Annotated in this window: 17 protein-coding genes; 3 read left to right on the forward strand and 14 right to left on the reverse strand. The window is 64.7% G+C overall.

Going from position 1 to position 21,092, the window contains the following annotated elements; translation table 11 throughout:
• Positions 1–284: 284 nt before the first annotated feature.
• Both ACJJV2_RS12175 and ACJJV2_RS12180 read left to right on the forward strand, forming a co-directional pair.
• Positions 285–416 carry a hypothetical protein gene (locus ACJJV2_RS12175; protein ID WP_263643036.1) on the forward strand — a complete coding sequence of 44 codons (132 nt, stop codon included), beginning with the start codon at positions 285–287 and terminating at the stop codon, positions 414–416.
• A gap of 170 nt (positions 417–586) precedes the next feature.
• Positions 587–1,537, forward strand: coding sequence for an AEC family transporter (locus tag ACJJV2_RS12180; protein ID WP_043335541.1), 951 nt, complete (start codon positions 587–589; stop codon positions 1,535–1,537).
• A gap of 149 nt (positions 1,538–1,686) precedes the next feature.
• Here ACJJV2_RS12180 and sixA read toward each other — a convergent pair whose 3' ends face one another.
• The 12 genes from sixA to ACJJV2_RS12240 form a co-directional block, all read right to left on the reverse strand.
• Positions 1,687–2,196: a phosphohistidine phosphatase SixA gene (gene sixA, locus ACJJV2_RS12185; protein WP_054554945.1), complete on the reverse strand. Its 510-nt coding sequence runs from the start codon at positions 2,194–2,196 to the stop codon at positions 1,687–1,689.
• A gap of 157 nt (positions 2,197–2,353) precedes the next feature.
• The gene (locus tag ACJJV2_RS12190) at positions 2,354–3,481 is read right to left on the reverse strand and encodes an NAD(P)H-dependent glycerol-3-phosphate dehydrogenase (protein WP_405281209.1); all 1,128 of its coding nucleotides are present in this window, start codon (positions 3,479–3,481) and stop codon (positions 2,354–2,356) included.
• A gap of 345 nt (positions 3,482–3,826) precedes the next feature.
• Positions 3,827–5,215 (reverse strand): NAD(P)(+) transhydrogenase (Re/Si-specific) subunit beta, encoded by a 1,389-nt coding sequence (locus ACJJV2_RS12195; protein ID WP_043335534.1) that lies wholly within the window; start codon positions 5,213–5,215, stop codon positions 3,827–3,829.
• Positions 5,215–5,547, reverse strand: a complete 333-nt coding sequence (locus ACJJV2_RS12200; RefSeq protein WP_043335532.1) for an NAD(P) transhydrogenase subunit alpha — start codon at positions 5,545–5,547, stop codon at positions 5,215–5,217. The genes ACJJV2_RS12195 and ACJJV2_RS12200 overlap by 1 nt, the downstream gene beginning before the upstream one ends.
• Entirely contained in the window at positions 5,544–6,761 is a 1,218-nt protein-coding gene (locus ACJJV2_RS12205; protein ID WP_405281214.1) for an NAD(P) transhydrogenase subunit alpha, read from the reverse strand. The genes ACJJV2_RS12200 and ACJJV2_RS12205 overlap by 4 nt, the downstream gene beginning before the upstream one ends.
• A 607-nt stretch (positions 6,762–7,368) precedes the next feature.
• Positions 7,369–9,123 (reverse strand): protein adenylyltransferase SelO, encoded by a 1,755-nt coding sequence (locus tag ACJJV2_RS12210; protein ID WP_405281217.1) that lies wholly within the window; start codon positions 9,121–9,123, stop codon positions 7,369–7,371.
• Entirely contained in the window at positions 9,116–11,185 is a 2,070-nt protein-coding gene (locus tag ACJJV2_RS12215; protein ID WP_405281220.1) for an ATP-dependent helicase, read from the reverse strand. The genes ACJJV2_RS12210 and ACJJV2_RS12215 overlap by 8 nt, the downstream gene beginning before the upstream one ends.
• Positions 11,186–11,242: 57 nt before the next feature.
• On the reverse strand, positions 11,243–12,181 hold the full coding sequence (locus tag ACJJV2_RS12220) for a glucosaminidase domain-containing protein (protein WP_405281223.1): 939 nt from the start codon (positions 12,179–12,181) through the stop codon (positions 11,243–11,245).
• Positions 12,182–12,589: 408 nt separating this feature from the next.
• Positions 12,590–14,473: a molecular chaperone HtpG gene (gene htpG, locus ACJJV2_RS12225; protein ID WP_405281226.1), complete on the reverse strand. Its 1,884-nt coding sequence runs from the start codon at positions 14,471–14,473 to the stop codon at positions 12,590–12,592.
• 358 nt (positions 14,474–14,831) lie between these two features.
• Positions 14,832–16,007 carry a hotdog domain-containing protein gene (locus ACJJV2_RS12230; protein WP_405281229.1) on the reverse strand — a complete coding sequence of 392 codons (1,176 nt, stop codon included), beginning with the start codon at positions 16,005–16,007 and terminating at the stop codon, positions 14,832–14,834.
• Positions 16,007–16,393 carry an MAPEG family protein gene (locus ACJJV2_RS12235; protein WP_213115055.1) on the reverse strand — a complete coding sequence of 129 codons (387 nt, stop codon included), beginning with the start codon at positions 16,391–16,393 and terminating at the stop codon, positions 16,007–16,009. Before ACJJV2_RS12235 ends, ACJJV2_RS12230 begins: the two co-directional genes overlap by 1 nt.
• 240 nt (positions 16,394–16,633) lie before the next feature.
• Positions 16,634–16,972: a YkvA family protein gene (locus tag ACJJV2_RS12240; protein WP_107335278.1), complete on the reverse strand. Its 339-nt coding sequence runs from the start codon at positions 16,970–16,972 to the stop codon at positions 16,634–16,636.
• Between the two features lie 274 nt (positions 16,973–17,246).
• Here ACJJV2_RS12240 and ACJJV2_RS12245 point away from each other — a divergent pair, with 274 nt between their 5' ends.
• Positions 17,247–19,229 carry a transglycosylase SLT domain-containing protein gene (locus tag ACJJV2_RS12245; protein WP_405281234.1) on the forward strand — a complete coding sequence of 661 codons (1,983 nt, stop codon included), beginning with the start codon at positions 17,247–17,249 and terminating at the stop codon, positions 19,227–19,229.
• Positions 19,230–19,350: 121 nt separating this feature from the next.
• Here the strand turns inward: ACJJV2_RS12245 and ACJJV2_RS12250 are convergent, their stop codons facing one another.
• Both ACJJV2_RS12250 and ACJJV2_RS12255 read right to left on the reverse strand, forming a co-directional pair.
• Positions 19,351–20,433 carry a hypothetical protein gene (locus ACJJV2_RS12250; RefSeq protein WP_405281237.1) on the reverse strand — a complete coding sequence of 361 codons (1,083 nt, stop codon included), beginning with the start codon at positions 20,431–20,433 and terminating at the stop codon, positions 19,351–19,353.
• Between the two features lie 113 nt (positions 20,434–20,546).
• A complete protein-coding gene (locus ACJJV2_RS12255) occupies positions 20,547–21,083 on the reverse strand; it encodes a hypothetical protein (protein WP_043335517.1) in 537 nt (178 codons plus the stop codon).
• Positions 21,084–21,092 lie beyond the last annotated feature (9 nt).

A 21,092-nucleotide genomic window follows, 5' to 3' on the forward strand; every position in this document is an offset into this window, starting at 1 on the left:
GCGGCGCCGGTCTTCTCTACCATCACGCCCGCCCGCGCCTCTGGTTGGCGGCATGCGGTCAACGCGACCTGATACCAGAGCTGATAGCGGAACTAGCACCGGGGCTGATGCCCGAGCTGCACGACTATCCCTAAGTCTAAGGAAAGCCTGATATGCTGGGCGGATGACAGGCACGCGCTGTTGTCAGAGCGCCTTGCTGGCCGGCCGTCTGCCCGCCAGAGCCTTCACACGCTGAGCCTTCATTCGCTGAGCCAATATTTCACCTTGCTGGACAGGACCCCTCGATGCCCAAGCATGACAAGCAGTCCGCTACTTCCTCGCCGTCTTCCAGGCCGCGTCGCGATACACGCCTGCGCAACGGCCTGTTCTGGGCCTTGCTGGCAGCGGCCTTGATCACGGGCTTCTGGCTGGCCTGAGCCAGGCCGCCGCGGCAGTTCACGACGAGTCTGATACGACAGTTCGCAACAGGCTGGCATGACAGTTCACGATGGGCGGTCGCGCAACGCTCGTCAGGCGCTGACCAAAAGCCTCACCAGACAGACCGCAACACTCACAGGACAAGGGCGGAAATGAGCGAGACTACTTCATGAACGACATGCTGGCGCTGTTCGTCGCGACCCTGAACGTCACCGTTCCGGTCTTCGCGATGGTATTTCTGGGCCTGGGCCTCAAACGCCTCGGCTGGATCGATGACACCTTCATCGGCACCGCCTCATCACTGGTGTTCAAGGGCACCATGCCGGCGCTGGTCTTCCTCTCCATCGTGCGCGCGGACCTGGATCACGCCCTGCGCCCGGGCATGCTGACCTACTTCGCGCTGGCGACACTGGGCACCTTCCTGCTGCTGTGGGGCTGGGCGATCCTGCGCGTGCCGAGAAAGGAGCGCGGCGAGGTGGTACAGGGCTCGTTTCGCGGCAACTGCGCCATCGTCGGGCTGGCACTGGCCGCCAATCTCTATGGCGATCTCGGCCTCTCGATGGGCGGCATCCTGATGGGCGTCGTGATCCTGTCCTACAACATGCTGTCGGTGGTGGTGCTGTCGAGCTATCTCGGCGATGGCCGCACCAGCTGGAGTGGCATCGCGCGCGGCATCATCACCAACCCGTTGATTCTCGGCGTGCTGGCCGCCCTGCCCTTCGCGGCATTCAGCTGGCAGCTGCCCGAGTGGCTGGAGACCTCCGGCGACTACTTCGCGCGCATGACGCTGCCGCTGGCATTGATCTGCATCGGCGGCACCCTGTCGATGCGCTCGCTGCGTGAAGGCCGCAAGCTGGCGCTAAGCGCCAGCCTGATGAAGATGATCAGCGTGCCGCTGCTGGCGACCACCGTCGCCGTGCTGCTGGGCTTCCGCGGCACCGAACTCGGGGTGCTGTTCCTGTTCTTCGCCTCACCGACGGCGGCGGCAAGCTTCGTGATGGTGCGGGCAATGGGCGGCAATGACCGCCTGGCCGCCAATATCATCGCCATCAGCACCCTGATGGCGGGCATCACCATCACGGCTGGCATCTTCGTGCTCAAGCTGAGCGGTCTGGTCTAGCAGCAGCGCTCTGATCAAGTAGCAGCGGTCTGATTCAGAAGACGACACGCCACCTATACACGCCACAACGAAACGCCCCCGCCAGTGCAGACTGGCGGGGGCGTTTCGTTGTGGCTCAATGGTTGTGGTTCATGACAGCCGCGCGTGACTTACGCCAGTTCCGCCGGGCTCACGAACTGGTGCAGATCCGCCAGACCAGCGGCCCAGACATCGGCGTCCAGCCAGGCGAGACTTGCGGTGGCAAAGGCCAGCTGGGTGCTGCCGGGGCCATCGACCAGGGCGCTGGCCAGATTCGAGACAAGCGGATTGTGGCTGATGATCAGCCAGTCGCGCGGCTCGCGCCCTTCAGAGGTGGGCGGCACATGGGTCTGCAGCCAGTCGAGCACCGGCGTCAGCGGGTCGTCCGGGGTGATGATCTCGAGCGTGGTCTGCTGCTCACCACTCAACTCCAGCGCCGAGGAGATCTCCTGGGCGGTCTGCTGGGCGCGGGTAAACGGACTGACGACCAGCGTCAGGCGCGCACGACGCTCGGCGGGCAGCTGATGGGCCAACCAGCGCCCAATGCGGCGCGCCTCTTCGCGGCCATATTCACTCAATTCGCGGCTGGGGTCCGGCGTGCCGGCCTGGGCCTCACCGTGACGCATGATCAGTACACTCATGACATTCTCCTGAAAAGATGACTGCCGCAGCGCAAGCGCTTCATCACTCGCTCTGTCGCTGCGGCCGATGACCAGGGACTCGCCAACCGGAGCGTTGCACGAGTCAGACAAGGGGATGGCAAAACACGCTCCATCACCCGCTACCTGCTATGAGTCCTCAGGAGCCGTCGGGTTCCAACTGCCGCGCCTGCTGCACCGACTCACGCGACAGCACGAATTCCACATCGCTGGATTGCTCACCGCCCATCAGCGCGCGGGCCATGTGATGCGGGTCGACATTCTCGAACAGCACCTTGGCCATGCCACTGACCAGCGGCATGTAGATGCCCAGTCGCTCGGATTCATCCTGCACCAATCGCACGGTGTTGACACCCTCGGCGACCTGGCCCAGCACCTCGACCGCCTGGTCGAGGGTGCGCCCTTCTCCCAGTGCGTAGCCGACCCGATAGTTGCGCGACAACGGCGAGGAGCAGGTCACGATCAGATCGCCCACGCCAGCAAGGCCGAGGAAGGTCATCGGATTGGCGCCCTTGGCCACGGCGAAGCGGCTCATCTCGGCCAGCGCGCGGGTCATCAGCATGGCGCGGGTGTTCTCGCCCATGCCCAGAGCCGCGGCCATGCCGGCCGCGATGGCGTAGATGTTCTTCAGCGCCCCGCCCAGCTCGACGCCGTAGCGATCATTGCTGGCGTAGACACGGAAATAGTCGCAGCCGAAGGCCGTCTGCACGCGAGCGCGGGTGTAGGCATCGTCGGAGGCAATCACCGTGGCCGTCAGCTGCCGCTGGGCGATCTCGGCCGCCAGATTAGGGCCAGACAGTACGCCGATATGCGTAAAACCGGTTTCCTGCTCCAACACCTCGCTCATCAGGGTGAAACCTTCGCTCTCGATGCCCTTGGTGGTGGCCACCAGTATCTGCCCTTCACGCAGGTGGGCACGCGCCTGACGGACCACCGTGCGGAAGGCCTTGGAGGGAATCGCCACGCACACCAGCTCGGCCTCGGCCAGTGCATCGGCCATGTCGGTGGTGGCACGCACCGAGGCATTGATCTCGAAGCCCGGCAGATACCCCGAGTTGCGGTGCCGGGTGTTGACCTCCTCGGCCTGGTTGGCATCACGCATCCACTGGGTGACGCTGGCACCATTGTCGGCGGCAATCGAGGCGATCGCGGTCCCGAAGCTGCCGCCACCCAGCACGCAGACATTGAGTCCCACCGCCTGAGGGGTCGTTTCGCTTGCCTCGCGATCACGAATGGCCCGACGAGGTGAAGGGGTAGTGGCAGACATGCTGACTCCTTGGATGACGATGTGCTCAGTGAATGGCAGGCATTGTACTCATAGTTTGTCAGAGAATGCTGAACAAGAGATGTCTGCGCAGACCTCGTGGCCAACGCAGGGGCTGCGCCTGGGTGACGCGCCTGGGTGACGTGCCTGAGTGACGTGCCTGCCACGCGCGCCTCGCAAGCAATCGACTAGCATGCACCATCGATACGCATGAACTCTCGATATGCATGAATTCTCAACATGTACAAAAAAACCGGCAATTCCTGCCCCCTGAGGCGCAGAAATTGCCGGTCTATTCAGCACTGGCGTGATGGCGGCAGACTTGCCCCATCACGCCGAGGCGTCAGTTCACAGCGTCTTGAGGGCCGTGATCATGTCGCCAACAACTTTCTGACCATCGCCATACACCATGCGTGTGTGGTCAAGATAGAAGAGGTGGTTCTCGACCCCGGAGAAGCCGGAACCCTGACCGCGCTTGATCACCAGCACGTTGCGTGACTGGTCGGCGTTGAGGATCGGCATGCCGTACAGCGGGCTTGAGGCGTCGTTCTTGGCGACCGGATTGACCACATCATTGGCGCCGATGACCAGCGTGACGTCGGTGGTCTCGAAGTCGTTGTTGATCTCGTCCAGGTCCGCGATCATGTCGTAGGGCACGCCGGCTTCCGCCAGCAGCACGTTCATGTGACCCGGCATGCGACCGGCGACCGGGTGGATCGCGAAGCGCACTTCGACGCCACGCTCACCCAGCAGCTCGACCATCTCCCAGACCTTGTGCTGTGCCTGTGCCACCGCCATGCCGTAGCCCGGCACGATGATGACGCGCTCGGCGAAGGCCAGCTGCACGGCGGCGTCCATCGGATCGGAGGCCTTCATGCTGCCCTCGATCTCGCCCTGCTCGACACCGGAGGCGCCACCGAACTGCTTGAACAGCACGTTGCGGATCGGGCGATTCATGGCCTTGGCCATCAGCTGGGTCAGCAGCGTACCGGCCGCCCCGACGACAGTACCGGCGATGATCATCGCGGCATTGCCGAGCACAAAGCCTTCCATCGCCACCGCAAGGCCGGTCAGCGCATTGAACAGCGAGATGATCACCGGCATGTCGGCGCCACCGATGGGCAGTGCCAGCATCGCACCGAACAGCAACGCGAGCGCGAAGAACACCAGCACCAGCGAGCTTGATGGTTCCACCGCCGCGATCACGACACCCAGGTAGACCGTCAGGCCCAGCACGATCATGTTGATCAGCTGCTGACTCGGGAAGTTGAACGCCTTCTTGAGGCGCCCATCCAGCTTGGCCCAGGCCACGATGGAACCGGAGAAGGCCACCGCACCGATCATCGCCCCGAGCACACCCAGCCACAGCGCCAGCGAGCCGTGCTGCTCGATCAGTGCCGGGTTGTCGCTCATGCGCATCAGCTCGACCGCGGCGATCGCCGCTGCCGCACCGCCGCCCATGCCGTTGTAGATGGCGATCATCTGCGGCATGTCGGTCATCTCGACCTTGTTGCCGGAATACCAGGCGATACCGCCACCGATCACGATGGCCAGCAGCATCAGGCCATAACGACCATCAATCTGCGGATGCAGGAAGGTGAGCAGCGTGGCCACGACCATCGCGATACCGGCCCAATGGATGCCGCTGCGTGCCGTGGAAGGATGTGACATGCGCTTGAGGCCGAGGATGAAGACCACCGCCGCCGCGAAATACCCTGTTTCGACCAGCCAGTTCATCAGCGAGCCTCCTTGTCGTTGATGCCATTGGCAGCGTCTGTGCCCTTGCTGCGATCACTGGTCTTGAACATTTCCAGCATGCGCTCGGTGACCACATAACCGCCGACCGCGTTGCCGGCGCCCAGCAGCACGGCGATGAAGCCGATGAACTGCTGCATGCCGGTCTCGGCCTGACCGAGGGCGATCATCGCCCCGACCAGCACGATGCCGTGGATGAAGTTGGAACCGGACATCAGGGGCGTGTGCAGAATCACCGGCACACGCGAGATGACCTCGTAGCCGACGAAGGCCGCCAGCATCAGGATGTATACGGCAGAAAGTCCTTCGATCATGCGGCGTCCTCCGCGCGAGCGCGTACGTCATCGTGGGTGATGCGGCCGCCTTCGGTCAGACGCATCGGGCCGAGCACCGCATCCTCGAAGTCCAGCGTCAGTTCGCCGTCCTTCATGAAGGGGGTCAGCAGGTTGAAGAGGTTCTTGGCGTACATCTCGCTGGCATTGACCGCCAGGCTCGAGGCCATGTCCAGCGGGCCGAGTACCGTGACGCCGGCGTGCTCGACACGCTTGCCGGGCTCGGTCAGTTCACAGTTGCCACCGCCTTCGGCGGCGAGATCGACCAGCACGGCGCCGGGCTTCATGCCCTCGACCATCTCACGGCTGATGATGCGCGGCGACGGACGCCCCGGAATCGCGGCGGTGGAGATCACCACATGCGCATCGCCCATGTGACGTGCCAGCGCATCGGCCTGCTGGGCGCGCTCGTCATCGGTCAGCTCGCGGGCGTAGCCGCCCTCGCCGGAGGCATCGACGCCGGTATCGATCATCTTGGCGCCCAGCGATTCGACCTGCTCACGCGCGGCAGCGCGGATGTCATAGGCCCACACCTGGGCGCCGAGACGCTTGGCGGTCGCGATGGCCTGCAGGCCCGCAACGCCGGCACCGACCACCACGACACGCGCCGGACGCACGGTCCCGGCGGCAGTCGTCAGCATCGGGAAGAATACCGAGGACTCATTGGCCGCCAGCAGCGCGGCGTGATAGCCCGCGACACCTGCCTGCGAGGACAGGGCGTCCATGCTCTGGGCGCGCGAGATACGCGGCACGAATTCCATGCACAGGCTGGTCAGCCCCTGGCTGGCAAGCTTGCTGATCAGCTGCGGGTTCTGGTACGGCGTCATCAATGCCACCACCACCGCGCCTTCACGCAACTCGCTGATCTGTGACTCGCTGGGCGTGCGCACGCACAGCACGAGATCCGCCGCGGCACGCGCCGCCGCGATGTCGGCCTCGGCGACGACTGCCACCCCGGCCTGGGCGGCGTAGGCCGCATCGTCGAAGTGCGCATGACGCCCGGCACCGCTCTCCACGTGCACGATGGCGTCGCTGGTGTCACTGACACTGCTGTCGAGGTGACGCGCGAGCTTGCCGGCCGTCACCGGGTCCAGCGCGACGCGGCATTCCCCGCGCGCCAGTGTGCTGCTCACCCCCTCGTCGAGTGTCACCAGGTCCGGTGCACGCATCTCGCGCACGACTAGAATATTCAGCATCGCGCACCTCGTTTCACGTCCGTGTTCATGCCTGAGGCTGCCAGCCTTGAAAGGTTCATGGCGTCGTTCCTGTTGAGCGCTGATTCGCGCCATCCTGCCTGCCGGAGGCGCTTTCAGCGACGTTATTGCCTGTCACAGGTGAGACTTGCCTGAATCGCAAGCCGTGACTCACGCATGGCCAGAAGGCCTGACATCACCCGCGACACGATGAGTGTCCAGCATCAGTCTTTTCTTGTCGGTGCATCAGGGTCAAGCGCTGCATTGCAAAAAAGCAATAAAATCAAGCATAAAGCTATCGTTATGGCAGCCATAACAGCCGCCTTATGCTGACAGGCGCCTTGCGGCACTACCAAGTGACTGATTTGCAATGAGTTTACAAAAGGCACCTCACCAAGAATAGCTCAGCTTTGTGTTATGCATCGCATAATCTCGAGCTTATGGCTGCCATAGTGCCTGCCATGAAAAATGGGATACCGCCGCAGCAATATCCCATTTTCATGACGATGACTTGAGTGTCAGCGCGTGTTTCCTGCATTGCGCCAAGCGGATGTCCGGCCATGGCTTGCGCTGTCAGCGAAGCAGTTCAGGCCCTCTTCATGAGAACCGCTCAGGACGAGCAACTCATGCAGATCGGCGCTGCATTCGCCGCCGGTGACCGTGTCCAGTCATCGACGAGCTCGGCATCCACGCCCTGCGCCTGCCCCAGCGCCAGCGCCGCCTCCAGACTGCCCTCCTCGGGGCGGAAGAAAGGCGCCGCCAGACGCTGACGCAAGGCCTTGAGCGAAGTGTCATCGCCCTGCTCCACCCGTGCGATCACCTCCAGCAGCAGATGCGTGCGCGGCACATAGAGCGGATTGCAGCCGAGCATGGCCAGACGACGCTGGCGCTCATCCTCGGCGGAGAGCCCGATGGCCATGACGCGCGCCTGATAGCGCTCAAGCCACGCCGAGGCTTCATCGCGCGCCTGGGCCGAGTTGCCATGCGGCCCACGCTCACCCGCCAGACGCACGACCAGCGTTTCCGGCGCGGGCTGCGCGACATCCCAATGATTGAGCAGACGGTAGGCATGGGTGTGGTCGACCTTGCCGGCCGCCAGCAGCTCGCGCCACTGCTGCACCAGCGTCATGTCCTCATCGCGCGCATCCGGCAACCCGAGACGCGCGCGCATCAGGCGGGCATATTCGCGCTGCAACTCGCCCTCGTAGGTGCCCAGCGCAGCAGAGAGCGCTTCGACATCGATCAGCGGCGACAGCGCGATCCCCAGACGCTCCAGATTCCATAGCCCGATGCCCGGCTGCTGGGCGAAACCATAGCGCCCGGCCTGATCGGTATGATTCGGCACGAGGTTCTCTTCATAGCCATCGAGGAAGGCGTAGGGCCCGTAATCGAAGGTCAGCCCCAGCAGCGACATGTTGTCGGTGTTCATCACCGCATGCACGAAGCCGTAGGCCTGCCAGGCCGCGATCAGTTTCGCGGTGCGAGTGATCACTGTCTCGAACATGGCCAGCGCACTGGTCACGCGCACTTGATCTGCAAGGGGCTGGTCTGTGAGGGGCTGGTCTGCCAGCGGCTGGTCCGCCGCTGCCTGCGCGCCGCCTTCCGGCAGTGGTTCAGTCAGCTCTTCGGGCAGGCACTCAGACAGAGGTTCAGTCAGCTCCTCGGGCAGACACTCTGAAAAATGCTCCCGCAGGGCGTGATCGATCAGCGTCTTGAGGTCTTCATGTCGGCCGGAGTGGGCCAGCCACTCGAAGTGCCCGAAACGCAGGTGGCTCTCGCAGACGCGCAACACGGTCGCGCCGGGCTCGACGGTCTCGCGCTGGACCCGCTCGGCATTCACCGCCAGTGCCAGCGCGCGGCTGGTGGGAATGCCCAGCGCGGCCATGTACTCGCTGGCCAGATACTCGCGCACGCTGGAGCGCACCACCGCCTGACCATCGCCGAAGCGCGAGTAAGGCGTACGCCCGGCGCCCTTGAGATGCAGATCGAAGGTCTTGCCGTGTTCGGTCTCAAGCTCGCCGAGCAGAATGCCTCGCCCGTCGCCGAGCTGCGGATTGTAATGACCGAACTGATGGCCAGTGTATTTCTGGGCCAATGCGTCCATGCCCGGCAGCAACTGCTCACCGGCCATCAAGAGGCGCAGCTGCTCGAGCGCCTCCTCACTGGAGGATTCGGAGGTCAAGGCCGCCTCCAGCCCCAGCAGACGGGCGCAGTCAGGACTCACATCGGCAAGGCGGGTGCCGTGTCGCGGCTGCGGGGCGACACGCGTGAAGAAGTGCTCCGGCAGGCGGGCATAACGATTGTTGAAGCGCAGCGCCGCCAGGTCGTGCACGTGCGCGGCGGGCGTAGGGGCAAACTCACTCATCAAGAGGCTCCGTCGGGCCGCCGGGGGTCGGCGACTCGCTGGGGGAAGAAGTGGACGCGGCGGCGTCGCTCGGGGTCAACAGGCTGCGCAGGCCGCCGGAGGGCCGCCCGGGCGGCAGCTTGCTGGCCATTTCATACAGCTTGCGCGCCGTCGTGTCGGTGCGAGCCTGACGCTTGAGCGCCTGCAGGGCATCGTCGGAGCCCCGGGCATGGCCCAGGTGCTGAGCATGAGCCAGGTGCTGAGCATGACTGGCAAGGTCGCTCGAGGCTGGCGCCTGATCGCGCGCTCCAGCCGCGGGCGACACCGCGACAGACGTGCCCTCAAGCGAGGTCTCATGCCGGCGCAGTAGCAGGCGCTTGCGCGGTGTCAGCGCCAACTCCGACAGGCGTGCCTTGCCCCACCAAGGGTGCGGCGCCTGCACGCCATGCGTGGACTCGCTCAGCCAGGCCTGCGGCAGTGCCTCGAGCAGAGGGAAGCGCTCACTCTCGCCCTGCGCCTGCCACCAGTGGCTCAGGCGCTCATTGAGCACCAGCAGCTGGCGTGCCCGCGTGGCGGCGGTGTAGCTGAGATTGGTGACCAGCACCTGATTGGGCAATTGCTGGCGCTCGCTTGGCAATGCCAGATCATCGGCCAGCACCACGCAATCAAATTCGAGACCCTTGGCGCGGAACACCGTCCCCAGCATGACCGTGGGCAGCTCGACCGACTGTCCCCGCGAGTGAGCACTGACGATGGCGGCCTGCAGGTCGCCATCGTGCTTGCGCAGCTCCCCGATCCATTGATCCAGTGGCGCATGGGCATACCAGGAGGCCAGCTCATGCAGGCTGCGCGCCTGATGATCATCGAGACGCGTCAGAGCCCCCAGCACCTGCGCCGGGGTCTGACCGAGCCGTGTCAGTGAGGGAGGCAGCAGTCGCCACCACTCACGCTGACTCGCGCTGTCGCCCTGCTCGGCCATCTGATGTGCGCGCCAGAGTCGCCAGTGATCCAGCAGCCCCGCCAGCGGATAGCCTTCGATGCCGTCCAGCCAGGCCACCGCGATGCCGCGCTGATGCAGTGACAGCGCCTCCCCCAGCGCTGCCACCGGGCCGGCACTGATCACCGCATGGCGCTTGCCGGAGTGCAGCAATGCCTCACGCACCGCGGGCAGCGCCAGACGGGTCGCCGGGCCGAGGCCGCTCATGGCCTGCTCGCGGGCGGTGGGCGAACAGGCCGCCAACCGCGTGCCCAGCGCCGCCAATGCCGGCCCGAAGCGCCAGGCGCCGGGCAGCGAGTAGACGGTGGCATCGGCCAGCAGCGGCGAATCCAGCGAGCTCATGCCTTCCACCTGACGCGACAGGCTCTGATGCGGGTCGCCGATCAGCAGCAGGTCGCAGCGCTGGCGACGCAACATGGCCAGCAACGCTGGCGTGGCGTCCTGCGCCTCATCCAGCATCACCAGGTCGGCCTCCAGCGACTGGCCATGCTGCGACCACAGCTTGAGCAAGGCGTTGAACGACAGGCTCTGCTGATGATCGGCGGGGTCCAGCAGGCACTCCCACACCAGTCGCATGCTCTCGACCAGCTGGCGCAGTTCATTGGCGCTCAGCCGTTGTGCCACGCCGTCGGGCAGATGCTCAGGCATGGGCACCGCGTCGCTCTCGGCGAAGAAGGTGTTCAGGCCCTGGGCGATCAGGCTGCGCGACTGGCTGGAAAGACTGCCCAGCCAGCTGAGGCTCTGCGGCGCCAGACGGCGCGTGATGTCGGGCTGCCGCTTGAGCTTGTCGCCGTACTCTTCCATCAAGGCCTGGCGCGCCAGCTGATGCAGCGACAGCGACTGGACATTGGCGGGCAGCTGACTGGCGGTCCGCCCGGCCACCGCCGGGTTGAGCGAGGTGTAGATGAGGGTCTCGTCGGCATAGGTACGCGCCAGCTCGACCATCAGCACGGTCTTGCCGCTGCCGGCACAGGCACGCACCACCACGCAATCGCTGTGCTCGGCGCTGTTGGCCGGCGTGCGATCGCGCAGGCGCGAGGGAAAGGGATGGGCGAGAATTCGCCGTTGATCATTGCTCAGATGCATGGCGGCATGATCCCCCCTGTCAGCGCGGGGGGCAAGACCTTCGCTGCGCGATCATGACTAGGACAGGGCGCCATTGGCCGCGAGGCGCTCACGCACGGTACGCATCAGGCCACGATTCCAGCGCAACAGATCATAGAGCGTGGTGAAGTAGGCGTTGCCCCGCGTCGAGTAGGCACTCAGCGTCGGGATGAGGTCTTCGGCGCGCACCGGCTGGCCCGCGTTGCGCAGACGCCCGCGCAGCTCACGTAGCTCGGCGTAGCTGCGCTGGGAGTTGAGGTTGTCGAAATAGGCGGCGATACCGGCCTCCAGGCTCTCGAAGCGCCGATATTCACGCCCCGGCGGCCCGATACCGCAGCCGCGCGAGAAACAGCGCATGCCGAACAGATTGTTGGCCTCACGGGCATGGCCCGACGTCCCCCAGCCCGACTCCTCGATGGCCTGCACCAGCACCATGTCCAGCGGCAGGGTATCGATGCGCAGCAGCAGGCGCGTCCAGCTGACGCCGATGTCCTCGCGCGTGACGTCACAGGGCAGATTGGCCTGATCACACAGGCCGTTGAGGCGCTCCTGCTCGCGCTCGCTGTAGTCACGCCCTCCGTCACCGGCGCGCTTGCGCATCGCCAGCAACCAGTCGCGCTGCTCGGCGATGCGCTGATTCTCGGCCACCACCAGCGGAATCATCAGCTCGAAGAATGCGATCTTGCGCTTGTTACCCGCGGGATAGGGCCGCAGGTCCGGCATCTGATGGGTCCTGTCACGGGCCAGCAGCTCATCATCCAGCCGCGCCGCCTGCGCCATCGAGCCCAGCCCCATCACCAGCAGCAAGGCGGCACTGACCAGACGAACATAGCTCAGACGAACAGAGCCCAGACGGACAGCGCCCAGGCGAACAGGGCTCAGGCGCCACGAGCGCCGCGGCCAGGCCCACGCAGACAGGCGTGGCAGGCCACGCACTCCGCCAGTCAGCCAATCCGCAGAGAAAGGTAGGTAAGTCATGTGCTGCGCTCATCGAGAGGGATGCAGTAGCAAGACGCGAGATACCAACAGCGTATCTCATGAGGCTGCATGAAACCCTAAAAACGCGTGGGCGAGAAGATGGCGCGGCCGGCCAAGCGAGGAAAGACACGGCAAGCCCTGTCGTTTGTCACCGACAGACCGCCAGGCGATGCCCGCCTTTCGCGCCACTGACGCGGCGCGCGCTCTGCGCTCCCTGCGCTTCCTCGCCTTTTCCCTTTTCCCTTTTCCCTTCCTACCTTGCCGCCTTCCTGACCTGCACACCTTGCACCTCGCACTGGACGCTATCGCTGACGACACACCCAACGCAAAACGCCCCCGCAGCACAGGCTGCGAGGGCGTCGTTGCGGACATGCTTGATCAAGCCAGTGACTCGATCGTTCCGCCGTCTCAGGCGCTGAGCATGCTGTTCAGGCGGCGCACGTAAGCGGCCGGATCTTCCAGCGCACCGCCTTCGGCGATGATGGCCTGATCGAGCAGCACGTGTGCCAGATCGGTGAAGTAATCGCCTTCACCGCCTTCCAGACGCGTGACCAGAGCGTGCTCCGGGTTCAGCTCGAGAATCGGCTTCACTTCCGGCAGCGGCTGGCCAGCGGCTTCCATCATCTTGCGCATCTGGTAGCCCATCTCGTGCTCCGGCAGCACCACGCAGGCCGGGGAATCGGTCAGGCGGTGCGTGATGCGCACTTCCTGAACGTTCTCGGCCAGCGCTTCCTTGACGCGCTTGACCAGATCTTCCTTGGCCTTGGCGGTCTCTTCCTGGGCCTTCTTCTCTTCTTCGTTCTCGACATCGCCGAGATCGAGATCGCCCTTGGCGACATCCGCGAAGGACTTGCCGTCGAACTCGGTGAGGTGGCTCATCAGCCACTCGTCGATGCGGTCGGTCAGCAGCAGGACTTCGATGCCCTTCTTGCGGAAGATCTCGAGGTGCGGGCTGGACTTGGCGGCATTGAAGCTGTCGGCGACCAGATAGTAGATCTTGCTCTGGCCTTCCTTCATGCGCTCGACGTACTGGGCCAGTGACTGGTCCTGGGTCGCGCTGTCGGTCTCGGTGGTGGAGAAGCGCAGCAGCTCGGCGATCTTCTCGCGGTTGGCGAAGTCTTCCGCCGGGCCTTCCTTGAGCACGGAGCCGAACTGGTTCCAGAAGGTCTGGTACTGCTCGGGGTCCTTGGCCAGCTTCTTGAGCATGTCCAGGCCACGCTTGGTCAGCGCGGACTTGAGCTTGTCGACCTGCGGGTCCTGCTGCAGCAGTTCACGCGAGACGTTCAGCGACAGGTCGTTGGTGTCCAGCACGCCCTTGATGAAGCGCAGGTACAGCGGCAGGAACTGCTCGGCGTCGTCCATGATGAAGACGCGCTGCACGTAGAGCTTCAGGCCACGCGCGGCATCACGCTGGTAGAGGTCGAACGGCGCACGGCCCGGCACGAACAGCAGGCTGGTGTACTCGAGCTTGCCCTCGACCTTGTTGTGGCTCCAGCTGAGCGGGTCGGAGAAGTCATGCGAGACGTGCTTGTAGAAGTTCCTGTACTCCTCGTCGCTGACCTCGGCCTTGGGACGCACCCACAACGCAGTGGCGGAGTTGGCAGTTTCCCAGTGGACCTGCTCGTTGCCTTCCTCGTCCTTCTCGACGCGCTTCATGCGCACCGGCAGTTCGATATGGTCGGAGTACTTGGTGACCAGGTTGCGCAGACGATGATCGTCGGCGAACTCGATGGCATCGTCCTTGAGGTGCAGCACGATCTCGGTGCCGCGCTCGGCGCGCTCGATGTCGGCGACGCTGAACTCGCCTTCGCCACGCGAGGTCCACTCGACGCCCTGGTCAGCGCCCAGGTCGGCGCGACGGGTGCGCACGGTGATCTCGTCGGCGACGATGAAGCCGGAGTAGAAGCCGACCCCGAACTGACCGATCAGACGCGAATCCTTCTGCTGGTCACCCGACAGGTTCTTCATGAACTCGGCGGTGCCGGAGCGCGCGATGGTGCCCAGGTTGGCGACCACATCGTCACGGCTCATGCCGATGCCGTTGTCACGCAGGGTGATGGTCTTCGCCTCGGCATCGTGCTCGATCTCGATGCGCAGCTCGCTGTCGTTGCCGTAGAGGGCGTCGTTGTCCAGCGCCTGGTAGCGCAGCTTGTCGCAGGCATCCGCCGCGTTGGAGACCAGCTCGCGCAGGAAGATCTCGCGGTTGGAATACAGCGAGTGGATCATGAGGTGAAGCAGCTGCTTCACTTCTGTCTGGAAGCCATGCGTTTCGGTGTGAGTGGCGGTCGTCATCGAAAAGGACCTCTATGTCGTGGATGCCTGAAAAGAAGATTCGCGGTGGCCAGAGCGCCCCCGCAACAATGGAACCGGCTCGCCGACGCCTGCCTTTCTTGGGCGGCAGATCGAAGGAAGCACTCGTGGATCAGATATGGGGCAAGGGTGAGGGATTTCAAGGCACTAGCAACAGATGATTGCGCTCGGCCCGCCTGGCGCATGCCACAGAAACACCCAATCGGCTCCCTGGGGTAGCAACCAAAGGAGCCAACGAAGGGAAGCAACGAAAGGAGCCAACCAAGAGAGCCAACGAAGAAGTAGCCATCAGGGAGGCGCTTTCTAGTGTGACGCTTGCGGAGCAGACATCGCCTGCCCATCACGGGGAGGCGAGTGATTCCAGCACGAAGTGCATGCGCGCGCTGGCAACCGGTTGCTCGCGGGATTTCTGCCAGGCGCTGACGCGCACATTGGTCATGCGCCGGCCTTCGCGCATCACTTCACAGTCGATGCGCGTCACCTGATCGCCGCGCGCCGTGGCCAGATAGTCGATGGAAAAATCGATCAGCTTGGGCAGGCGCGCTTCACGACCGCCGCGCCCATGCCGCCTGAGCACCTCAAGCGTCGCAGCGGTTTCCATTGCCGCGGCCAGCACGCCGCCATGCACCGCCGGTAGCATCGGGTTGCCGACATTGTCGGGCATCGCCGCCATGGAATAGCTCAGCGCCTGCTCAGGATGCAGCTCGGCATCACTGGCCGCGCCCGCCTGCTGCCCGTCAATGGCACACAGCCCAAGCCCGATCGCCTGCGCGTAGGGCAGACTCGCCAGCAGCGCCGCCAGGTCGGCGTGAGTGCGCTGCCCTTCGACGAAACGTCGCGCACTGAGCAGGCCGCGCGGGTCCCGGGCATCGCGCGGCGCCTGCGCCTCGGTTTTCTCGCCTGCTGGCTGTGCAGCCTGTGCTGAATGCCCCAGCGGTTCCGACTCGTCCGTGGAAGGATTCGCAGGGGCTTGAGCATTGGCCGCCGCCAGCAGCGCCTCGGCAAAGCCGCTGGGCGTATTGCGCTCGCCGAGCCTGACGAAGTTGCCGATCGCGCGACACAGGATCTTGCCCGGCTGCTGCCAGATCTGCGCCTCGGTAAACACCATCGATTCCGTGACCCGCAGCACGCGCGCCTCGCCCACCAACGCCAGGCCCTCGACGCCGGGTCGGTAGTGATCGAGGCGCAGATCCAGCGTCGGGCAGACTTCCGGTGCCGACAGCCCCGTGAGCACGGCACTGCCGCACAGCGTATCGGCGAACATGGTCAGCACACCGCCATGCACCAGCCTGCGGTGCGGATCGCCGATCAAGGCCGGCTGCCACGGCAGCTGCATGCGAATGGCCGGCGCGGCGACCTCCTCGACCCTGACGTTCAAGCGCGCCGTGTGCGGAATGAAGCTCAGGAATCCGGTCAGCGCCCGCGCCCAGCTGGCGTCATCCAGTACGCCACCCGCAGCCGGCACGTCAGCGGGATTGACGGCCAGCCCCAGCAGGCTCTGCGGCACTGCAGGCATCACATCCACAGCGGCATCGCCATCAACGTGAGGGAGACCAGATAGCCGGCGCCCCACAGCAGGGAGCGCAACGTGGCGATGTTGGCCAGATAGCAGCCCCAATAGCCCAGTCGTACCAGCACGAAGATCACCGCCAGCGTGGTCGCGATGGGCGCGCCCGGCGCGGTGATCACGCTGACCAGCACCCCGGCGGCAAACAGCGGAAAGGCTTCGATGGTGTTCTGGTGCGCGGCGAGCGCGCGGGCCCCGAAGCCCGTCAGTTCACGCTGCTGTGCGCGCGGATCGTGGTTGTCGTAGCGTCCGGTTCGCTGTTGCGCCCAGGCGACCGGCACCTTGGTCAGCACCAGCATCAGTGCGGCAAACAGCAGGCAGGCATAGATCAGCATGCAGAATTTCCTTGAAAGGCGTTGTTCAGGGCGTTGCCACAGCGGCGCGTCTCGTTTGTGAACAAACAGTGCGCCGCCCTGTGATAAAACGGCAGACCAAACACTGACGGCGCGCCATTCAAACTGGTGTTTGATAGCGTGTCACGAGCATGGCAGGGTCGCGGCGTCCCTGCCATGCGGCCAATGGCCAGTGCCAGCATCAGGGCTGGTAGAGGAATGGAGTTTCCACGCTGCACGCCTTCAGGGAGTCGGCGGCTCGGAGGGATCAGGTTCGGGAATCTCGCCACGCCACAGGCGATAGTCGGCCAGCGCATCATCGAGCTTGCCGAGCAACCAGGTCACGATCACCAGATCATCGAGAATCCCCAGCCCCACCAGCAGATCCGGAATCAGATCCAGCGGTGAGACCAGGTAGATGAAGGCGCCGGCCGCCAACCCCAGCGCCTTCCAAGGCACCGGGCGATAACGTCCGCTCACCACGTCGCGCAGCAAGGGCCCCATGGTGCGCAAGGCGGCGCCTGCCTTGCCCAGCACATGTCGGCGGCCAAACAATCGCGTCAACCATAATGCCTTGCCCATAGTGGACTCCTCACGGATAGCACAAATTTCGTTTACTGAGCTTGCCATCTTCGCGGCAGCACAGCCGCGATATCACTCTCGGATAATTCACTATCAGTATCAGATGGTGCTGTTATTCAGCGCCGACCACTGCCACGATAGCCACTATCGTTACTGAATCGGCAACCCCTGATAGCCAATATCGGGGCACTTGTTCAACATCGGGGCACTGAACCGCCACCACAAGGTCGCAGCCAGCCCACGCCCCCTTTACCGACAGTCGCAGGAGTCCCAGGTGACACCAGGCAAGCAAACACTCCGATCCCGTGGCAGCCGTCGCTTCGCGGCGCTGCGGCACCTCACCGGCCTAGGCCTGCTGTTGGGACTGAGCCTGCCCCTGCAGGCCGCCACTCCCAGTGACCAGAGCTTCCGCGCCGCCTTCGATGATGCGCGCGCCAAGCGTTTTGACGAGATTCAGCAGGTCGCCGTCAATGGCCACGTGCTGGAGGGCTACATCGAATATCACCAGCTCAAGGCCCGCCTGCCGTACGCCACCGCCGCGGAAGTGCTGTCCTTCATCGAGCGTCATGCGGACTCGCCGTTGGCCGAGTGGATGCGAGGCCAGGCGATCTCCGCCTACGGGCGTACCGGCCGTCATGATGCCCTGCTGGAAGTCAGCGATGGCGTGCCGGCCGGCGCGCAGCGCCAGTGCTATTACTACACGGCGCAGCTGAGCAATGATGTCGCGAGCGCATCGCAAGGCGGCCTGAAGCTCTGGCATGTCTCCGGCTCGCAGGACTCGGCCTGTGACCCGCTGTTCTCGGCGTTGCGCGAGCGTGGCGTGATCGATGATCAAGCCATCTGGGAACGCGCCATGCTCGCCTGGGCTGCCGGCCAGGGTGGCATGGTCAGCTATCTCGAGCGCCAGCTGCCCAGCAGCTGGCAGCGGGCCATCGCGGCACGCGAACAGCTGGAGGGCAACTTTGCCGCCATCACGCGCCTGCCGACCAACCTCGGCCACGGCGGCCATGCCTTCGCCGCCTTGAGCGTCGCTGCCATGCATGGCTTCGTGCGTGCCGACACCGAGGCCGCGCTGGAAGCCTGGCGCAAGGTGAATCCGCACATGCCGATGAGTGATGAGCAGCGCCACACCGTCGAACGCGACCTGGCCTGGTATTCACTGGTACGTGACATCCCCAACAACCGCGGCTGGGTCGATCAGCGCCTGACCATCCTCGATGACGAGGAGCTGTTCGATCTGCGCATGCGCAACGCGGTACGCGATGGCGACTGGCCGCAGGTGCGTGAATGGGTGTTGAAGATGCCGGACCGCTTCCGCAACGAAGCCCGCTACCAGTATTGGCTGGGGCGTGCCGATGACAGCCTGGGCCGCCCGCAGGAAGCACGCGCCGCCTGGACGCGCGCCGCGACCGAGCGCAACTTCTACGGCTTCCTGGCCGCCGACCGTATCGGGCAGGCCTACTCGCTCAATCGCGATGACCAGGACTTCTCCGACGCGGAACTGGCCGAGGTCGCCGAGACGCCGGCCGTCAAGCGTGTCAGGGCGCTGATGAACATCGACGAGATCGGTCTGGCTCGCTCCGAGTGGTTCAACGCCGTCACCCAGGCGGATGACGCCGATGCACGCCGTCTCGCAGCCTATGCACTGCAGCAGAAATGGTATGACCTGACCGTCTTCGCCACCATCCGCGGCCAGTTGTGGGATGGCCTTTCCTGGCGCTTCCCGCCGGCCTGGCAGCAGGACTTCCAGCGCTTCGGTGCCGATGCCGGCGTCGACCCGTGGATGCTGATGGCACTCGCGCGTCGCGAGAGCGCCTTCAACCCCACCGCCACCTCGCCGGTGGGCGCACGCGGCCTGATGCAGCTGATGCCGGGCACCGCCGCTCAGGTCAGTCGCGGCCTGGGCCTGCCCACGCCCAGCAACGCGGCGCTGGGTGATCCGGTTACCAATATCCGTCTTGGCAGCACCTACATCCGCGAGATGCTGGACCGCTACTCAGGCAACCGCCTGGCTGCCGCCGCGGCCTACAACGCCGGGCCGGGACGCGTCGATCGTTGGCTCGCCGACACCCCGGGCGAATACGACCGCTTCGTCGAGCGTATCCCCTTCAAGGAGACCCGCGAATACGTCAAGGCCGTGCTGGCCTACCGCGTGATCTTCGAAAGCCTGGCCAAAGGCACCAGCGAGGGCGTCAAGGTGGTCAGCGACCGCGAAGTCAGCCAGCGCTACACCACCGCGCTAGTGGATCGCCGCTGAGCCGAGCAGCATCCAGCAACGAAAACGCCAGCCCCATGGGGCTGGCGTTTTCGTTTCCATGGCATCAGGGCCCATGGCGTCAGAACTCATTGGGCCTTCAGCCATTCTTTCAATCGGTCATTCAGTCATCACGACGTGGACGAATGACGGGCGAGGACCCGGACTGGCTCTCGCCCTTGGCTTCTCCCGGTCGCGAGGCAGCCACACCATTGCCGAACGGCGGCTTCTGCTGAGGGGTATACCGTCCCAGCGCCTCGGCATAGCTCAGGGGGCGCCCTTCGTCGCTCCCCTTGCTCTTGCCACGCCAACCCTGGCGCTTGCCGGGAGCGCCTTGGGGCTGTGGTGCGTCATCATGGGACTGAGATTCCGCATAGGGCTGAGATGCCGCATGGGAGCGAGTCGCATAGGGCTGAGACGCCCCCTCGCCCTCAGCCTCGCCGCCAGGGTATGCCTGCGACACCACCGGCTCCGATGCCGCTCGGCCGGAATAGGCCAAGGGCTGGGAACGCGTGACGCGCGGTGTACGCATCAGTCGCACCATCAGCCAGACCGCCAGTGCCCAGCAGAGCGTGCCCAGCACGCCATAGACGATCATCGCCCAGACATTGCCGGGGCGGTGGCCGGCATTGATGATGATCACACGCGACAGATCGATGTCGGGCCAGCGCTCGGCCAGAAGGGAGCGCTCATCGCCCGGCAGGTCCGTCTCGGCGTGCAAAACGGTGCCGAACAGGCCATCGGGGAACTCGATCAGCGGCGGCACGTTCTCCAGGCTCTGCACGGAGTCGGTTCGCACCAGCACGCCCATGCGCTCGATGCGCGGCCATTCTTCCGAGGGGATGCCATCGATGCCCCCGAAGGCGCGGGACAGACCGGCCAGCTCCAGCAGATAGGGGTTCATGTCAGAGATGACCGGATAATAGAGCGTCTCGATGCGGCGGCCCCCGTCTGCATTGGCATCGAGGCGGAAGGTCTCGGTGTGCTCGCGATAGACCGCCCAGTGATTGCGCAGCGAGACGAACTGATTGACCGGCAGGTTGCCCTGCTCCACCGACTCGAGATTCAGCGTTTCGGGGCGCGTGGTCACGCGCCCGACCCAGCGCCCCTCATCGACGGCGTACAGCCAGGCCGCTATCCCGGCGACCACCAGCACCACGGCACTCAACCCGCCCAGACGGCGACGAAGGGTATGTGAAAGACTCATCCGATTGCGTTCCCTGCCAATGCCAGCCTTGATGGGCCGGTCTTCATGTCATGAATGCAGCACTGTACCGCTGCTGTCGTTGGCTCGGGCAGGCGTCGGCACCGGCCCGGGCATCATTGTTGTTCGAGCCGTGCTGCCAATCGATTGCTCTTGTCGCAGTAGCGTTGCCGCAGGCGCAGGATCTCCAGAGAATTCGAGGACAGGGCATCCAGCACGTAGCGGTTGCAGGCCTGCTCGGCTTCTCGATGCGCCGCTTCCAGCGCCTTGCGCGCCTTGCGCTCTGCCGGCGTCATGCCCGCATAGGGGTCGCGCCGGGGCTTGAAGGTCGCTGCGGCCTTGCAATACATGGTGCGGGTGTCGATATGCGCCGCCCGCCCCCGGCGCTGCAAGGCATGGCAGGTCTCGACGAACAGTCGGCTGGCCATGCGCGAGCACTCCCGCTGCTCGACGGCGGTACCGGTCTTTTCCAGATGTGCACAGACCGATTCATCATCGATGCGCCACAGCTGGTGGCGGAAGTCGATGGTGTAACCGTAGTAAAGCACCCGTACCTGCTGTACGCGGGAATCGTAGACATCACTGATATCCCGAGCCTCCAGGTGCGTGACGACCTTGAGAAAGGCCGCCAGTGTCAATGTCACAGGATCCATGTGTCATCA

Source organism: Cobetia sp. Ld8 (assembly GCF_045066615.1).
Taxonomy (GTDB): domain Bacteria; phylum Pseudomonadota; class Gammaproteobacteria; order Pseudomonadales; family Halomonadaceae; genus Cobetia; species Cobetia amphilecti.

Excerpts from the sequence above, each read along its gene's own strand:
- ACJJV2_RS12175 (WP_263643036.1), top strand. The coding sequence starts at position 285 with ATGCCCAAGCATGACAAGCAGTCCGCTACTTCCTCGCCGTCTTCCAGG.
- ACJJV2_RS12180 (WP_043335541.1), top strand. The coding sequence starts at position 587 with ATGAACGACATGCTGGCGCTGTTCGTCGCGACCCTGAACGTCACCGTT.
- sixA (WP_054554945.1), bottom strand. The coding sequence starts at position 2,196 with ATGAGTGTACTGATCATGCGTCACGGTGAGGCCCAGGCCGGCACGCCG.
- ACJJV2_RS12190 (WP_405281209.1), bottom strand. The coding sequence starts at position 3,481 with ATGTCTGCCACTACCCCTTCACCTCGTCGGGCCATTCGTGATCGCGAG.
- ACJJV2_RS12195 (WP_043335534.1), bottom strand. The coding sequence starts at position 5,215 with ATGAACTGGCTGGTCGAAACAGGGTATTTCGCGGCGGCGGTGGTCTTC.
- ACJJV2_RS12200 (WP_043335532.1), bottom strand. The coding sequence starts at position 5,547 with ATGATCGAAGGACTTTCTGCCGTATACATCCTGATGCTGGCGGCCTTC.
- ACJJV2_RS12205 (WP_405281214.1), bottom strand. The coding sequence starts at position 6,761 with ATGCTGAATATTCTAGTCGTGCGCGAGATGCGTGCACCGGACCTGGTG.
- ACJJV2_RS12210 (WP_405281217.1), bottom strand. The coding sequence starts at position 9,123 with ATGAGTGAGTTTGCCCCTACGCCCGCCGCGCACGTGCACGACCTGGCG.
- ACJJV2_RS12215 (WP_405281220.1), bottom strand. The coding sequence starts at position 11,185 with ATGCATCTGAGCAATGATCAACGGCGAATTCTCGCCCATCCCTTTCCC.
- ACJJV2_RS12220 (WP_405281223.1), bottom strand. The coding sequence starts at position 12,181 with ATGACTTACCTACCTTTCTCTGCGGATTGGCTGACTGGCGGAGTGCGT.
- htpG (WP_405281226.1), bottom strand. The coding sequence starts at position 14,473 with ATGACGACCGCCACTCACACCGAAACGCATGGCTTCCAGACAGAAGTG.
- ACJJV2_RS12230 (WP_405281229.1), bottom strand. The coding sequence starts at position 16,007 with ATGCCTGCAGTGCCGCAGAGCCTGCTGGGGCTGGCCGTCAATCCCGCT.
- ACJJV2_RS12235 (WP_213115055.1), bottom strand. The coding sequence starts at position 16,393 with ATGCTGATCTATGCCTGCCTGCTGTTTGCCGCACTGATGCTGGTGCTG.
- ACJJV2_RS12240 (WP_107335278.1), bottom strand. The coding sequence starts at position 16,972 with ATGGGCAAGGCATTATGGTTGACGCGATTGTTTGGCCGCCGACATGTG.
- ACJJV2_RS12250 (WP_405281237.1), bottom strand. The coding sequence starts at position 20,433 with ATGAGTCTTTCACATACCCTTCGTCGCCGTCTGGGCGGGTTGAGTGCC.
- ACJJV2_RS12255 (WP_043335517.1), bottom strand. The coding sequence starts at position 21,083 with ATGGATCCTGTGACATTGACACTGGCGGCCTTTCTCAAGGTCGTCACG.